Source organism: Psychrobacter sp. T6-6, from assembly GCF_052258185.1.
Classification (GTDB): Bacteria; Pseudomonadota; Gammaproteobacteria; order Pseudomonadales; family Moraxellaceae; genus Psychrobacter.
On sequence record NZ_JBQQEX010000001.1, the window covers coordinates 660,288 to 676,940 of the forward strand.

Consider the following 16,653-nt stretch of genomic DNA (forward strand, 5'->3'; position numbering starts at 1 on the left):
ATTCTTTGAATTATAAACAACGATGTTAATAATTTTGATAATATCTATATTTTTTAAAACCATGTATTAATTAATAGTTTTATTGATTAAAATTATAACTTAACTATATTAATTTATTTTAAAAACTGACTCAATTTATCGAAAATCAGTTTTGTAGTTTTCGCAGGGTAGTTTATACCCATTTTAGCAAAATAAATCAAATTTCTGTTTTCTGTTAAACTAAAATTTTCATATGTGTACATCCAGCTTACATTTTCTAAAGCCTTTGAATACCTAGGATGAGACTTGAAAGGATCTAGAATCGCGACTCTGCTATCGTTCATCTTTTCTACATTACTGGAAGAGTTATTGTCATGCTTTCTGTATAATGACATAATATCTTCAATACTATCTAACGTTCCTTGTTCACTTAGTTTCAACCACATATACCAATCTTCTATGTATAGTTTGGGGTTATACCCACCTATATCTTTTACAATTTTTAATCTTAACATTGCAGTTGGTGTCATCAGTTTATGGTTATGTAATAGTACATCTTCAAATGTATATTTCTTATCTTTTACTAACCATTCGCCCATAAAGTTATTATCTTTGTCTATTAACTGCATACTACCAAATAAACCTATACATGATTTATTTTTCTCTAAATAATTGACTTGTAATTTAGTTTTTTTTGGCATTAAAATATCATCAGAGGCAATAGGTGATAGATACTTACCACTACACCATTCTAGAGCTTCGTTTAATGTAGCACTCAATCCTACATTCGGTCTGCATCTATACTCAAAATTGGTAAACCTCTTCTTACATGTGTCAATCAGCTTTTCAATTCTCAATGTGGAACTATCTTTTGATCCATCGTCTATTATTATTAGTTCTATATTTTTATAAGTTTGATCAATTACGCTTTGAATAGTTTTTTGTACAAATTGCTCATGATTATAACAAGGAATTACTACCGAGACTAAAGGCTGACAATCAGACATAAACTTCTTCTCTCTTATTGAGTGTTCTAAATACTAGTAGCCCCATCATTATCCAATAAATCGCATAATTAACTAAGTAAGCTATCGAAACACCTTCAAAACCAAATATTTTAGTAAATACGTAAGTTAAACCTACTAGCGAAACTGCAAATAGCACTTCGGTAATAATAAATAATTTAGTCATTGCTTTGCTTAACATTAAATATGCTAATATCCAACTACCAATTTTGAGTGAATCGCCAATCATCTGCCATAAAAAAAGGTCTCGCATTGGTAAAAATGAGTCTGTAAATAATAACGATATTATAAAGTCTCTAAGTAAATAAACGCTTATCGATCCTAACAAAGCAACTGGGTAAATTAATTTATATCCTAAATATACTTCTTTTTTGATATCTTTAATAGCTGCTAACTCTGATAACCTAGGCAAATAGTAAACGCTTAATGTGGTAGTCACTAACATCAAATACCCCCCACTCAAACGAACCATAGCCTCCCAGTATCCTGCATAACTCAGTCCAAACTCATTAGTTAAATGAAGACGAATAATTATTTGAGTTATTGGTACACACGTGGCACTTGTTACAGCCATTAACGCAAATTTTGCAAAATTTCTAGCTATAATAGGATCTACTCTACCAAATAAGTATGAAAGCTTGAACCAGTTAGATTTATAGCATAGCAAAAGGGTTACCAAAAAAGCAGTTGATTGATATATTGATAAAGCAATCAAAGCCCCATACAATTGAAAATTTACAGCTAACAAGCCTGTTATAACTAATGAAAACAAACTACCTAATATATTGGCTGTAACTAGCTTTAATATCTCTTTTTTGCCGTTAAGTATTGCTAAAAATAAAGCATTAAAATTAAAGAATATCAGAAACACTGCAAACCATAAAAATATAGATTGATACTCGATGGTTTGAAAAATATACAATGACAATTGCTTTTGAAATATTATTATTGATAAAGCCATTATCATACTGAATAATAGAATTATGCTACCTGCTGCTTTCCATACAGCTCTTTGTTTATTTTCGTTTTCGTAATATTCAGCAGTATATTTGATAACTGCAGTATTAATCGCACCACCTGCAAAGCTCGTTACAATTTGAATAAAGTTTTGAAATTGACCGATCACTGCATAACCAGATGGGCCGACATATATAGCCAATATTTTGTTGAGTATGAACATAGTAGCTGTTTTGATTAGAACAGCTATACCGTTGAGTACACTAGTTTTTAATAAATTCATTTATGACTGATACTCATTACAAATTTTGACGATTTTCTCTGCATCCTCTATCGATAATACTGGGCTTATCGGTAGGCTCAATACCTCGTTATGAATCTTCTCTGAGATAGGATAGCGTAGCTCACTCCATTCTACATAGGCCTGTTGCTTATGCGGTGGTATCGGATAGTGGATCAGCGTCTGTACGCCATTATCGGCTAGATACTTCTGTAGTGCCCCACGGTCTGTGCAACGCACTACAAACACATGCCAAACATGAGCCTCTTCATCAATGCTAGTAGGCAGTATAATATCTAGATTACTGATACCTTCAAGATAAACAGTGGCAATCTTGCGACGATGAGCTATTTCTGTATCTAGATGGCTTAATTTAACACTTAGCATCGCTGCCTGTATTTCATCCAAGCGACTATTTACCCCTTGGAAAAGGTTTTTATATTTTTCATGGGAACCATAGTTACGCAGTGCGCGCAGAGTATCAGCCAGCTCTTTATCATTAGTAGTTACAGCACCTGCGTCACCTAGTGCGCCCAAATTCTTTCCAGGATAAAAGCTAAAGGCAGAGGCGTCGCCCCAATTACCAGCATTTCTATCATCGATACTAGCACCATGGGCTTGAGCAGAATCTTCTAAGACAAGTAAGTTATGACGCTGAGCCACATCTGTAATAGCTGGCATATCTGCCAATTGACCGTAGAGATGAACAGGCAATATGGCCCTAGTCTTGTCCGTAAGAGCTGCTTCGATATTCTTCGGACAAATATTATAAGTATTGATATCTGGCTCAACCAATATAGGTATCAAATTATTAGCACTAATGGCTAATATACTAGCGATATAGGTGTTAGAAGGTACTATGACTTCATCGCCCTCTTTTAGTTTGCCAAGCTCCTTCCAAGCCCGCAAAGTCAAGATTAAAGCATCTAAGCCATTTGCCACGCCAATAGCAAACTCAGTGCCGCAATAGTCAGCAAAGCTCTGTTCAAACTGGGTCAGTTCAGAACCACCTATATACCACCCTGAATCAATGACACGTGTACAAGCTTCTATTAGCTCATCACGATATTGAGCATTTATGGCTTTAATATCTAAAAAGGAAATATTTAACATACTACTCCTAATAATTTTGCTTGGTCATCATTGATGTAATCCATCAGACTTTTGTCCGACCAGTCTTTTAATGAGATATCAGCACCTTGGGTAAGCAAAAAGTTAAAGAAATCAGGACTATTATTCTTCACAGCATAATCTTTGGCATACATAAGCACCGTAGTGCCACGATAGTTCCTATCATTAATATTCGCTCCCTGCTCAAGTAGCCACTCAATTAAGTCTTTTCTGCCATAATAAGTGGCAACGATAATTGGTGACCATCCTTTAGAATTACGGTCGTTGACACCTAAAATCGATATTAAATTTTGAGAAAAAATATCAAGACTGACATTTGGTATAGCTTCTAAAAACAAGTCTAACTTGTCAAAATATAACTCAATATCGTAATCTATGGTTGCCACTGTTAAATAATCTGCATACTTAGAAATAATAGTTCCAGGTTTTGATGTAGATTTATTAAGCTTAATTTTTACATCAGCTATGCCTTTGTTATCAATAGTTAAAAGCTGATACGGACGAAAACTAAAGGCATAGATCTGTCTTTTTATTTGCCACGCTGTTTTAAAAAAGTTAATAGTTAAGTTCGAATAATCTATAGTGTTTTTGGAAAAATAAGTAGCATTGGTAGCTGATTGTTTAACAAGATCTAATTGATTATTTACTATTTTAACAAACCACTTTGAAAGCAGAGCCTTTGAATTATCAATATATTTTCTATAACAATCCTGACTGCGATCGCTCTCAGCTAGATCAAACACTTTTTGGGCTATGATATCCCCTGTATCTATACCTCTGTCGATCTTATGAAGAGTAACCCCTGACTGGCTATCAGCATGTAATATAGGCCAAACTGACGTATACATACCTTTGTACTTGGGTAATTCTGAAAAATGAATATTATATATGTGGTCCGTTTTGAGTCTTTCTGGTTTGACAATTTGATCAAATTCTAATGAAAGAAAAATATTTATTTCGAGTTCATATACTTCTTCTAAAGTTTTAATGACTATGTTTTGTTCTCTAGCAACTTTGAGTAGTGAGCGCTGCCAACTATCTTCGCCCCTATCGTTCTTATTGATAACCACAATGATATTATCTAGATCAACATGTTCAATCGCTAAAAAAAGCCCGTGTACGGCGATATCGTTCTTACCTGCAATGACAATCATTGAGCTACCTTTGTAAATTTATCATAATCACGAATATAATCACCTTCATCATAGTGCTCACTAGCTAGCACCAGAAGCACACAGTCTTCACTAAAATCATGCATCTCGCGCCATACTAAGTCACCAATCAATAGGCCTTTAGTTGGTGAGTCAAGCCAAACTTCTTCACGGGTTCTACCATCATCCAAGACCATTCGGCATTTGCCCGTTACGCAAATGGCCACTTGCTTTAGATTATAGTGAGCATGAAAACCACGCGCTACATTCTGTTGTGTAGCAAAAATATAGTAAACACGTTTAACACCAAAAGGAACCGTTTTATCAGCTTCTAAAGCCACTAGCGATCCGCGTTCATCGCCTAACGATGGAAAATCAACCCATTGTATTAAACTCATCGCCCATTCACCAAGGAAATTAAATACTGACCATAAGCATTTTTACTCATACTTTGACCAGCAGCTAGTACTTGCTTTTTAGTCAACCAGCCATTGTTAAGCGCGATCTCTTCTAAACAGGCCACTTTATAACCTTGGCGTTTCTCGATAGTTTCTACAAACTGCGCCGCTTCCAATAAGCTCTCATGAGTACCAGTGTCGAGCCAAGCAAAACCGCGTCCTAATAGCTCGACACTCAAGTCGCCACGCTCCATATACATCTGATTGACTGTGGTAATCTCAAGCTCACCGCGATCAGAAGGCTTTACCTTTTTAGCGATCTCTATAATGTCATTATCATAGAAGTATAGACCCGTCACTGCGTAATTCGATTTAGGCTTAACTGGCTTCTCTTCTATGGATATAGCACGCTTTTCACTATCAAACTCAACCACACCAAACCGTTCAGGATCTTTTACCTGATAACCAAAGACCGTCGCACCTTTTTGACGATTGACTGCTTGACGTAGTAGTGGCGTGAAGCCTTGACCATAGAATATATTATCACCTAGTACTAAGCATACATTACTATCGCCGATGAATTCTTCACCTAATATAAATGCTTGAGCGAGACCGTCAGGGCTTGGCTGTACCGCGTAGCTGATATCAATGCCCAGCTCATTACCATTACCTAACAGACGTTCAAAGCCGTCAATATCATCAGGCGTACTAATGATAAGTACTTCACGGATACCCGCCAACATTAGTACCGATAAGGGATAATAAATCATCGGTTTATCATAAATGGGCAGTAACTGTTTAGAGACGCCTTTAGTGATTGGATATAGACGTGTGCCTGAACCACCTGCTAAGATAATACCTTTAGTGTTCATTTATTCTTTTGCTCCTAGTCTTTCACGCTGATAGCTGCCATCTTGTACTCGGCGACACCAGTCTAAATTATCAAGATACCATATGACTGTTTTGCGAATACCACTCTCAAAGCTTTCATTTGGCGTCCAGTTTAGCTCATTATCAATTTTGCTAGCGTCAATCGCATAACGCAGATCATGACCAGGACGATCTTTAACAAAGCTAATCAATGACTCGTAAGGCTCACCATTGGCTTGTGGTTGCAATTCATCTAAAATCTTACAGATAGTTTTGACCACTTCGATGTTTTGTTTTTCGTTATGGCCCCCGATGTTATAGGTTTCTCCTACCACACCTTCGGTGACTACTTTGTATAACGCGCGCGCGTGATCTTCTACATATAACCAATCACGTATTTGGTCACCTTTACCGTAGACAGGTAAATTTTTGCCGTCTAGAGCATTAAGTATAACTAATGGAATAAGTTTCTCAGGAAAATGATAAGGGCCGTAATTGTTAGAGCAATTAGTAATGAGCGTTGGCAAGCCGTAAGTACGTTGCCACGCACGAACCAAATGATCAGAGCTTGCTTTAGAGGCAGAGTATGGAGAACTTGGTGCATAGGCAGTAGACTCAGTAAAGAGATCCATTGTACCTTCCAGGTCACCGTAAACTTCATCGGTTGAGATATGATGAAATTTAAAGCTAGACTTTTCTGTTTCTGCAAGCGCTTGCCAATAGTGGCGTGCCGCTTCTAATAAAGTATAAGTGCCCACAATATTAGTGGTGATAAACTCTGCTGGGCCATCAATAGAGCGATCAACATGTGACTCTGCTGCTAGATGCATAACTAAATTCGGCTTAAAGCTATCAAACGCTTGCGCTAGTGACTCTGCATCACAAATATCGATCTGTGAAAAGCCATAATTTACGTTTTGATCGATGTCCGCTAAAGACTCTAAATTGCCTGCATAGGTCAGTTTATCTACATTTAGCACTTGATGATCAGTGTTTTTTATAATATGGCGAATGACTGCAGACCCAATAAAGCCTGCACCGCCCGTAATCAATATATTCATATCATTGCGCCCCTAAGCTTTTAATATACCAAGGCATCGCTTTAACAATCCCATCTCTGATAACAAACTCGGGAGAATAACCCAGTAAATCTTTTATCTTACTAATATCCGCCTGAGAATGACGTACATCTCCTTCTCGAAAATCACGATAAATAGGAACTTTGCTATAAGTGACTCCGTTACTTTTAAGTACTTCTTGTATATATTCAAACAGGGCATTTAAGGTGGTACGACCGCCAACTGCTACATTATAAACTTGGTTTTTTGCTTCAAGATTAGTGGTGGTTGCTGCTAAGATATTGGCTTGTACTGCATTTTCAATAAAATTGAAATCTCGACTGGTTTCACCGTCGCCGTTGACAAATATTTCCTCACCTTTGATCATAGAGGCAGTCCACTTAGGAATTACTGCAGCATAGGCACCATCAGGTGTCTGCCTTTTACCAAAAATATTAAAGTAGCGCAGACCTATCGTATTAAAACCATAAGTACGTGCAAAAACATCCGCATATAATTCATTGACATATTTCGTCACCGCATATGGTGATAATGGGTTGCCAATATTATCCTCCATTTTGGGTAGAGCAGGATGATCACCATATGTAGAACTACTAGCAGCATAGGTAAAACTCGAAACCTTAGCATCACGAGCAGCTACCAACATATTCAAATAACCGCTGATATTAGTATTATTAGTATTTATAGGACTGGCAATAGAACGTGGTACAGAGCCTAGTGCTGCCTGATGCAAAACATAATCCACACCATTACACGCCATTTGACAGTCTTCTGAGTGACAAATATCACCTTCTATAAAACGAAAATTTTGCCACTGTTTTGCGCTGACTGTCGACTTTACTTCATCTAGATTATGCTGAAAGCCTGTAGCAAAATTATCTAATCCTACAACGGTTTGATTCAGTTTGAGTAACGTTTCAAGCAAATTTGAACCGATAAACCCTGCCACACCCGTAATCAGCCATGTTTTTGGTGTATTTGGTAATAATTGTTGTATATTTTCGTATGGCGTCATAATTATTGTCCTATTGACTCAAGTTCTTACAAACGAATATCAGTATCTTCTTTAGCAAAAACATACTTCAAGTCATAAACAACATGGCTCTCTTTACCCAGTTTGCGAATATTTTGAATACCCATCTCAACGAACTCTTGATGAGCAACCGCCATGATAATACCGTCGTAATAATTTTCTTGAGGGGTATCTATGGGTACTATACCGTATTCATGTTCGGCCTCTTCTACATTCACCCAAGGATCATAAACGTCTACATCAATATTATAATCTTGCAACTCATTGACAATATCGATTATTTTAGTATTGCGTACATCTGGGCAGTTTTCTTTAAAACTTAAACCCAATACCAAAACCTTTGCGGCACTCACCTGAATACTCTTCTTGATCATGGTTTTAATCAGTTGAGTACTGACATAAGCACCCATGCCATCATTCAAACGACGACCTGCTAATATAATCTCTGGGTTATATCCAATGGCTTGGGCTTTATGCGTCAAATAGTATGGATCAACCCCAATACAATGACCGCCGACCAAGCCTGGTCGAAACGGTAGAAAATTCCACTTAGTACCAGCAGCTTCCAACACTGCTTCAGTATCGATATTCATTCTATTAAATATAACTGCTAACTCGTTAATGAGTGCAATATTGACATCTCGCTGTGTATTTTCAATAACTTTAGCCGCCTCTGCTACCTTGATACTAGGTGCTTTATGAGTGCCAGCAGTGATGATTAAGTTATATACCTTATCAACAAAGTCTGCAATCTCAGGCGTTGAACCAGCCGTTACTTTTAAGATATTAGTAACACGGTGCTCTTTGTCACCTGGATTAATACGCTCAGGACTGTAACCTGCGTAAAAGTCTTGGTTAAATACCAATCCAGAAGTTTTTTCTAATACTGGGATACAGACTTCTTCAGTCGCGCCTGGATAAACCGTTGACTCATAGACTACGATATCACCGTGCTTTATTAGGCTACCGATAGCTTCTGACGCTTTGATCAAAGGTGTCAAGTCGGGCTGCTTATAGTCATCAATAGGAGTAGGTACAGTAACAATAAAGAAATTACAGTCCTTTAACTGATTGATGTCTGAGCTATATCTTAAATGTGTGGCTTCTGCTAGCTCCGCTTCGCTAACCTCTAAAGTATGATCAATACCTGTATTGAGAGCTGAAATACGTTCAGCATTGATATCAAAGCCCGTAACCGAGTGATATTTACCGAACTCTACTGCTAACGGTAGCCCCACATAGCCAAGACCAATAACAGCAATTTTAATATTATTAATATTTAACATAGAATTTATCAACCAACCTTATTAGTGAGTATTTTTCAAATCAGGAGTGCGCTGTAGTGTCTTCTTTATATCCAACTACAAAATATTTGAACTGCAACTTCAACCACACAACATCGTATAATTGAGACTTTTCTGATAACTTCTCTAATGCCTGCTCAAGCTCTTCTAAAGCAAACCTATGCTCCATAGCTTGCATAATAAGAGGGTGAGCCGTTTCTTCAACGTTGTCATCACCGATTATGAGCTCTTCATAAAGCTTCTCACCAGAACGGAGACCAGTAAAGACAATTTCAATATCACCATGAGGGTGGTTGTCGTCTTTGACTTCATGGCCACTTAAGTGAATCATACGCTGAGCAAGATCAACGATCTTTACTGGCTCGCCCATATTAAGTACAAAAACCTCACCACCTTGCGCCATAGCACCTGCCTGAATTACTAAATTGGCCGCCTCTGGGATAGTCATAAAATAACGTGTGACATCGGGATGGGTTACAGTGATAGGCAACCCTTGTTCGATTTGCTTGGTAAAAACAGGTACCACAGATCCCGATGAGCCTAATACATTGCCAAACCTGACCATACTGATACAGGTTTTACTATCTGGCTTTATTAAATTAGCTTCATAGCTTAATGCTTGACATACAAGTTCTGCTAAACGTTTTGAGGCCCCCATGACATTAGTAGGTCTAACAGCCTTATCAGTAGATATTAGAACAAAGGTTTCTACATCTGTTCTAATAGCAGCACGAGCACAATGGTAAGTGCCACGAGTATTGTTGATAACCCCTTGGAATGGATTGTGCTCGACCATAGGCACATGCTTATATGCCGCTGCATGATAAACTGTTTGTACATGATAGGTCTGGAATATCCGCATAAGATTATGTTCATCAGTGACATTACCGATAACGGATATGATTTGAATATCTTGATATTCGTTGTGATTAGCTTGTTTTGCCAAAAGCTCTTGGTGGATACTATAAAGAGCAAACTCTGACAGCTCATACAACACCAAACAAGTTGGTTCATTTTTGATGATTTGACGGCACAATTCACTACCGATAGAGCCACCAGCCCCAGTTACCAAGACAGACTTTTTTGCTATGTTTTTCTTCAGTAAGTTTTCATCAGGCTCTACAGTTTGGCGGTCTAATACATCTAATATATCGATCTTACGCATATGACTGACAGTAACCTTTTCGTCAGCCAATTCTTGTAGACTTGGTAGCTCTTTTATCTTGATAGAGATGTATGAAAGTTTTTCAATAATCTTACGCTTGCGAGCACGGCTAATAGACGGTACTGCCAAAAACACTTGTGCAATGTCAAAGGTATTTACGATATCCAATAAATTATCAGTATGATAAATCTTCTTACCCATTACATGGGCACCTGTCAATTGTTTATCATCATCAACAAAAGCAATCACACTATATTTATGTGAGTTACTCAAACCTTTCATTAACTCTTGACCTGCTTCACCTGCACCATAAATCAAAATATTATCGTAATCTATAGGCTCATTCTCAAGCTGTTTGCCTTGCCATCGTCTCAAGAGCTCTTTGATCGTTAAACGACTGTTCCACAGCCATATATATAGCAGAAACAGAAACAGAATAGGCGTCGATCGAGGTATCTGCGGCAGTACATCAAAGTAGATAATCAGTTCATAAAAAATTATCAGCACAAAAAATAACTGTAATACGCCGCTCATGACTGTATCAAGAAACCCTCTAGATACACCATGATAAAATCCCACCAGATATAACCCGACAACAGGTATTAGCGCATAAAGACTTAGTGCCCACAAACTAATATGAAGCTCGACATAACCATAGCGCAATAACAGTGACAATAGCAGGCACGCAATAGCCATGACAAAGTCTGCGCTAATAAGAATTATACGCTTGACATATCTTGGTAGCGACAACAGGTACTGAGCGATAGATTGCAACAAATTTACACCTTCGAGCTTTGGTTTACACATAATGCTATATGATGACTTTTTGGACATAGGACCTATCTATTCAGACATTCTGACCTTTGAAGAACAAGTTATCTAAAAGCATACTACTGATTATTACCATATGCATAGCTGTAGTGATAACTGTATTTACTCGCAAGTCCCTGCTTAACATCATTGAGGACAATACCATCTACTTGAACACTAGATTTGTTCAACAGCTTAATCGCATATACTAACTGCCCTTCTATTGACTTATCGTACCTTGTGACCATTAGCACCTTGTCCGCGTATTGCGATAAGATCGTAGCATCTGAAGCTGCAAGTACAGGTGGCGAGTCAATAAATATATAGTCGTAATGAACATTAAGCTCATTTATTAAGGTATCAAACTTATCGCTCGATAATAACGAGGCTGGGTTATTAGGTTCTTTGCCTCGTGGCATAAAGTCGACATTATCCATACTGGTCGGATGGATGATATTCACCAAGCTTTGTGCTTCGTCTTGGAAATAATCTGCAAGACCATTGTCCTGCGTCATATTAAATACTTTGTGCAGTTCACCTAAGCGCATATCTGCATCAATAATTAACACTTTTTTGTTCAACTGAGCGAACACTTCAGATAAGTTCGATGAGACAAAGGACTTACCCACACCAGGACTTTCGCCAGTTATTAAAATAATTTTGGCACGGTTTCCTGTTTTACTGACCGACGGCATACCAAACATCAAACTCGTTCTTAAGCTCTTAATTGCCTCATAACTCAAACTACTGCTATCGCTGTAGGCTAATAGCCGATTGGCAGATTTGCTATTTTTACCAATTCTAGTCAGTAGCGGAGAGCGCGGAATCGTCGCAATGACAGGGACGCCTGTTTTTGATTCAAGTCGTTCAGGGTCTTTAACAAGATTTCTAAGTAGATTTTTGAGCAGTACAAGCATGATACCAAATAATAGACCAGTGAGTGTTGCAATCAATATGATGAGCGACTTCTTGGGTGCGATCGCACGATAGGTGTTAATCGGCAGATCAATAATACGCGCAAAGCCAACCTGTCCTGCCTGAGCAATTTGTAGCTGCTGGTAGTTTTTTAGCAAGTTCAAATATATTTCTCTATTAATATTAACATCTTCTGATAATTGTAAGAACTCGCGCTGTACTTCGGGTAAGCCTTCAATCCGGTTATCGATAACTTGTATGCGGCTTTGTAATTCTGCTATCTGATCATTAATTTGAATGACTAAAGGATGTTCTTCTGTATAGTAAGTTGTCAAGTCAGCTTTTTTGAGTCTAAGCTCACTGAGTTGACTGTCAATTCGGGCATTTTCTGCTAATAGTATGCTTGATTCTTGTCCGATATCGATAGTACCGTTCTCAGTACGAAAAGCATTAAATGCTTTTTCAGATGCTTCAAGTGTCTGTTTCAACTCTGGAATTTGAGTTTCCATAAATGCAATTGTTCTAGTCATTTCTTCCGAACCGCGAGAATTATTTTGATCGATATAAGATAGAATGATTTGACGTAAAATACGACTGACCTGCTCTTGATTAGAGCCGATCATAGATAACTGAATAATACCAGTTTTGTCACCGAGTTCTGATACGGTCAAAGCATCTTTTATTGCATCTGTCGTATTTTGTAATGACTGCTTGGTAATACTGATAGGGCGTTCATTAACTGGTAAGTTATCAACCGCAATTTCGATAAAGCCATCTGTTCCGTTAAAGCGATTTGGCGTATTTAATCGACCTTTGAATGTGTCGAGTCCATTAGTCAATGTAAAACCTTCGCTTGAACCAACTAAAGTAAATGACTTATCCAGATAGTCTTCTGATACATCAAACTGACTGATTTGAGCATTGCCATCACTAGTAACAAGGGATACACTCTCCGGCATATTCTCTTGAGTATAAATGCGATTGGTTCTGATTTTATCTATTGCATCAACTGTCGGATCGTTTAAGCGAATAGACAAATTGAGCATATCCACCACAGGTTTGAGCACCATACGCGACTTAATCAGCTCAGCTTCTGTTTGAGCAAGACTAGATTCTGAAGCTACCAAATCAGAAATGTTTGACCCCAATGCCGAGATACCTCCAGAAGAGGATTCGATCTGTATCAAAGCATCCGACTTGAAAATAGTCGTTTCATAACGGCTATAGAGTACGCCTATTAGCAAACCTAGTAACGCAAGAAAAAGTATAGTCTTCCAGCCGCGTAATATTGAAAATATAAGGGCTAGCAAATCTATATCATTATTTGTTTCTGCAGAAGGTTTTGATAGATTATTTGAATCTAGTGTCATAACTATATATTCATCGTATTAGGTTAATTATTTGATACCAATCAATTAGTTTTTTCGTTCAACTAATTTTATCGGCCCAAGGCGTGAGACTATTGACAATATCTTGCCTGGCTATTTCAAATAATGATATGTCATGTCTATAAGGGTCAGCAATTTCTTTATTAATCCAATGCCCTATCTTGAAAGTCTTACCACGGCAATGTGGCCATCGCTCCTCTATCCATTTGGTTTGACCATCTGACATGGTAAATATAAGATCTGCATTCATAACCAGCTTTTCATTTATCTGCTTTGCGATATGATTCGACATATCGATATCATAGGGATCCATTACTGCTTGTGAGTTTGGATCCACTGGATTACCAACTACTGCAGAGAGTCCTGCAGAATCAACATTTTTTTGTGGATATTGTTCTTTCAATAAAGCTTCAGCGATTGGACTACGACAAATATTACCGACACAGACAACCAAAATACTATCAAACGCCATACTGATCGCTTCCTATAAAGTTGAGAAACTTCTGATTGCTGAAGTTGAAGGTAACAGAGAGCTCAGTACACGGTTCCAGCGTGTCAGACCTGTTGGGTCAACATAGACGATATCATTAGGCAACATCTCAAACCGGCTGGTCAGTGGGAAACTGGTGAGCGCTTGCATATCTACATAGTATATATTTGTACGCTGATATTCAGGCTGATCGCGCACTACGTAGATCTTAGCCGCATTAGCCGTATTAGAGTTCAGTCCAGCTGACTCCCCAATCACCTGCGCTAAGCTCAATCCTTGGTCAATAATAGGCACAGGTGCAACTTTGCCAAATTCTCCTAAGACATATACTTTATTGATATCTTCGCTACTGACACGAATAGAATCACCATCTTGGACATAAATTTGATTGGCTGATAATCCCGCCTGCTGCAGAGACTGTAACCCCATACGATAGTCAGTACCGTTTCTTCTCAACACGATACTGTTTGAGTTACCTTCTCTCGTCGTACCACCAGCCATAGATATTGCACTATATAGTGACACAGGTTCATCGGCAATATTGAATTGACCAGGCTTGTTAACTTCACCATCGATAAAAAACTTATTGCCCCGATATTCAGCAACTTTCACTTGTGGATCTGCATATTTTAGATAGCGCTGTAATCGTGAACTCAAGTTTGCAGTGAATTGCGGCACACTGAGCCCACTCGCCTGTATACGTCCTATCAACGGAAACTGGATGAACCCTTGCTGATCAACAGGATAACCAGATGCTCCTGCAGCATTAATATCAGGATAGTCCACCAAAACAATACTCAATACATCAGATGGCGCAATACGGTAATTCATCCTATTAGACGATCGTACTAGGTTAGATAGGTTACTACTCATTTGTGAACGAGCGATTTGCTTAGGCGGTAATGTGGCGAGTGTCAGTGGCAGTACATTAAAATCAATACCGTTGTCTGCAGTAAACGAGCCACTCGGTGGTAACTCTCCAGCTTGAAGCCCAGAATTGATGGTTGTAGTAGCACACCCATAAAGCATACTACTAGCTAACAAACACGCTGTACTTAACAACTTAGTTGTCTGTCTCATATCAAAGAGCCTCTTCTATTACTGCAATCACGTAAAACAATCAAGAAAAATTCTATACTAGTGCTTTTGCATCGATATTATTTCTTTACATCTTTAACAAAAACAATCGGCATCATAACATAAGTTAGATAATAGTAAGCAATGTTATTATTGATTGATACAAAAAGCTAGTTCGACATAATTTATAATAATACTTACTTTTACTTTACAGTTAATTCATTGTTTTACATACGTTAATTTCAAGCAGTGTCTGCAAGGGCATAATAAAAGATCTGTTAACTTGGTCTAAAACTGTTACCCAACTATGATAACAATTCATCTAAAAAGTAAGTCATACTTACTATGTCATATACGGATTTTGTAAAGAAGAACGGCTATTGAGCAAATAAAATAAAAGACTAAAAAGTCTGATAATTATTTCAATTTATTAGTATAATATATGCCGCTAAAAGCGAATATACTATTTGCCTATTAGGTAGTAGACATTGTCTATACTTAAGCCAATGTCTAAAAGCTATAAACAGTCATACATTGAGAAATGTAAACCCACCGACTCAAGGACATCAAGATGAAAGATGAAAAATTACAGAAAGCACTAGCCCGTATGGGGCTCGGTTCACGTCGTCAAATGGAAGAAGTGATCAAAGCTGGTCGCGTCTCTGTCAATAATGGACCGGCAACCATTGGTGATCGCGTCTCACAGGGTGATGAGATTCGCGTCGATGGTCGTCAGATAAAATATACTGCTGAAAACGAGAAGCGTCGCCGTGTATTGGCATACTATAAGCCTGAAGGCGAAGTTTGCTCTGCAAAAGATCCAGAAGGTCGTCCGACTGTGTTTGAGCGCCTACCAAAACTGACTCATGATCGCTGGGTTATGGTTGGACGCTTGGATATCAACTCGACTGGTCTACTATTGTTTACCAATGATGGTGAAATGGCGCATCGTTTGATGCATCCTTCTAGTGAAGTGACTCGTGAATACGCGGTACGTGTATTAGGTGAAGTGACTCCTGATATCGCTCGCACATTGACCTCTGGTGTCATGTTAGAAGACGGTATGGCACAGTTTGACGATATCAAAGATGGTGGCGGTGAAGGTGTCAATAAGTGGTATCACGTCCAGTTAAAAGAAGGCCGTAATCGCGAAGTACGTCGTCTGTTTGAGTCTCAAGGTCTAAAAGTCAGCCGCCTACTACGTACGCGCTATGGTACGATTGCCCTACCAAAAGAGCTACGTACTGGTCGTTTCTTAGAGCTCGACAAAAAAGAAATCAACACGTTGACGGACTTAGTAAGCTTACGCCCACGTTATGGTACGGGTCTGCATGGCGCAGCCAAAGAAAAGCAAGAACGTATCAGAAACAAGCCGCTCAAAGCACGCCGTACTACGGACAGTCGTAGTGATAACCGTAGCGGTAGCGACAACCGTAATAGCAGTGCAAAGCCTAAAAGTAGCGCTAGTCCTGCAAGCCGCGGTACACGCAATACTCGTGACCGCAATAACAAGCGCTAGTCTAAGTTTTCTGTAAAACACTTACAGCGTTAGACACGTTATGAAAAAGCTGCCAATGATATATAGTCATTGGTAGCTTTTT

At 38.3% G+C, this 16,653-nt stretch carries 14 protein-coding genes; 1 reads left to right on the top strand and 13 read right to left on the bottom strand.

Annotated elements, in window-relative coordinates:
- Positions 1-113 precede the first annotated feature (113 nt).
- The 13 genes from ACTXGL_RS02840 to ACTXGL_RS02900 all read right to left on the bottom strand — a co-directional run bounded on the left by ACTXGL_RS02840 (position 114) and on the right by ACTXGL_RS02900 (position 15,055).
- The gene (locus tag ACTXGL_RS02840) at positions 114-986 is read right to left on the bottom strand and encodes a glycosyltransferase family 2 protein (RefSeq protein WP_443524722.1); all 873 of its coding nucleotides are present in this window, start codon (positions 984-986) and stop codon (positions 114-116) included.
- Positions 979-2,244 carry an O-antigen translocase gene (locus ACTXGL_RS02845; protein WP_443524723.1) on the bottom strand — a complete coding sequence of 422 codons (1,266 nt, stop codon included), beginning with the start codon at positions 2,242-2,244 and terminating at the stop codon, positions 979-981. The genes ACTXGL_RS02840 and ACTXGL_RS02845 overlap by 8 nt, the downstream gene beginning before the upstream one ends.
- Positions 2,245-3,354, bottom strand: coding sequence for a DegT/DnrJ/EryC1/StrS family aminotransferase (locus ACTXGL_RS02850; protein ID WP_443524724.1), 1,110 nt, complete (start codon positions 3,352-3,354; stop codon positions 2,245-2,247).
- A complete protein-coding gene (locus ACTXGL_RS02855) occupies positions 3,348-4,526 on the bottom strand; it encodes a formyltransferase family protein (protein ID WP_443524725.1) in 1,179 nt (392 codons plus the stop codon). Before ACTXGL_RS02855 ends, ACTXGL_RS02850 begins: the two co-directional genes overlap by 7 nt.
- Positions 4,523-4,921: a sugar 3,4-ketoisomerase gene (locus ACTXGL_RS02860; RefSeq protein ID WP_443524726.1), complete on the bottom strand. Its 399-nt coding sequence runs from the start codon at positions 4,919-4,921 to the stop codon at positions 4,523-4,525. The genes ACTXGL_RS02855 and ACTXGL_RS02860 overlap by 4 nt, the downstream gene beginning before the upstream one ends.
- Positions 4,918-5,793, bottom strand: a complete 876-nt coding sequence (gene rfbA, locus ACTXGL_RS02865; RefSeq protein WP_443524728.1) for a glucose-1-phosphate thymidylyltransferase RfbA — start codon at positions 5,791-5,793, stop codon at positions 4,918-4,920. The genes ACTXGL_RS02860 and rfbA overlap by 4 nt, the downstream gene beginning before the upstream one ends.
- On the bottom strand, positions 5,794-6,852 hold the full coding sequence (gene rfbB, locus ACTXGL_RS02870) for a dTDP-glucose 4,6-dehydratase (RefSeq protein ID WP_443524730.1): 1,059 nt from the start codon (positions 6,850-6,852) through the stop codon (positions 5,794-5,796).
- 1 nt (position 6,853) lies between these two features.
- Positions 6,854-7,885, bottom strand: a complete 1,032-nt coding sequence (locus tag ACTXGL_RS02875) for an NAD-dependent epimerase/dehydratase family protein (RefSeq protein ID WP_443524731.1) — start codon at positions 7,883-7,885, stop codon at positions 6,854-6,856.
- A 26-nt stretch (positions 7,886-7,911) separates the two neighbouring features.
- On the bottom strand, positions 7,912-9,189 hold the full coding sequence (tviB, locus tag ACTXGL_RS02880) for a Vi polysaccharide biosynthesis UDP-N-acetylglucosamine C-6 dehydrogenase TviB (protein ID WP_443524733.1): 1,278 nt from the start codon (positions 9,187-9,189) through the stop codon (positions 7,912-7,914).
- A gap of 40 nt (positions 9,190-9,229) precedes the next feature.
- Positions 9,230-11,149, bottom strand: a complete 1,920-nt coding sequence (locus ACTXGL_RS02885; RefSeq protein ID WP_443524735.1) for a polysaccharide biosynthesis protein — start codon at positions 11,147-11,149, stop codon at positions 9,230-9,232.
- Positions 11,150-11,262: 113 nt separating this feature from the next.
- Positions 11,263-13,467: a polysaccharide biosynthesis tyrosine autokinase gene (locus ACTXGL_RS02890; protein ID WP_443524736.1), complete on the bottom strand. Its 2,205-nt coding sequence runs from the start codon at positions 13,465-13,467 to the stop codon at positions 11,263-11,265.
- 58 nt (positions 13,468-13,525) lie between these two features.
- Complete coding sequence (locus ACTXGL_RS02895) at positions 13,526-13,957, bottom strand: low molecular weight protein-tyrosine-phosphatase (protein WP_443524738.1); 432 nt, start codon at positions 13,955-13,957, stop codon at positions 13,526-13,528.
- Positions 13,958-13,969: 12 nt separating this feature from the next.
- Positions 13,970-15,055: a polysaccharide biosynthesis/export family protein gene (locus ACTXGL_RS02900; RefSeq protein WP_443524739.1), complete on the bottom strand. Its 1,086-nt coding sequence runs from the start codon at positions 15,053-15,055 to the stop codon at positions 13,970-13,972.
- Between the two features lie 568 nt (positions 15,056-15,623).
- Here ACTXGL_RS02900 and rluB point away from each other — a divergent pair.
- Positions 15,624-16,571: a 23S rRNA pseudouridine(2605) synthase RluB gene (gene rluB, locus ACTXGL_RS02905; RefSeq protein WP_319049937.1), complete on the top strand. Its 948-nt coding sequence runs from the start codon at positions 15,624-15,626 to the stop codon at positions 16,569-16,571.
- The last annotated feature ends 82 nt before the right edge of the window (positions 16,572-16,653 follow it).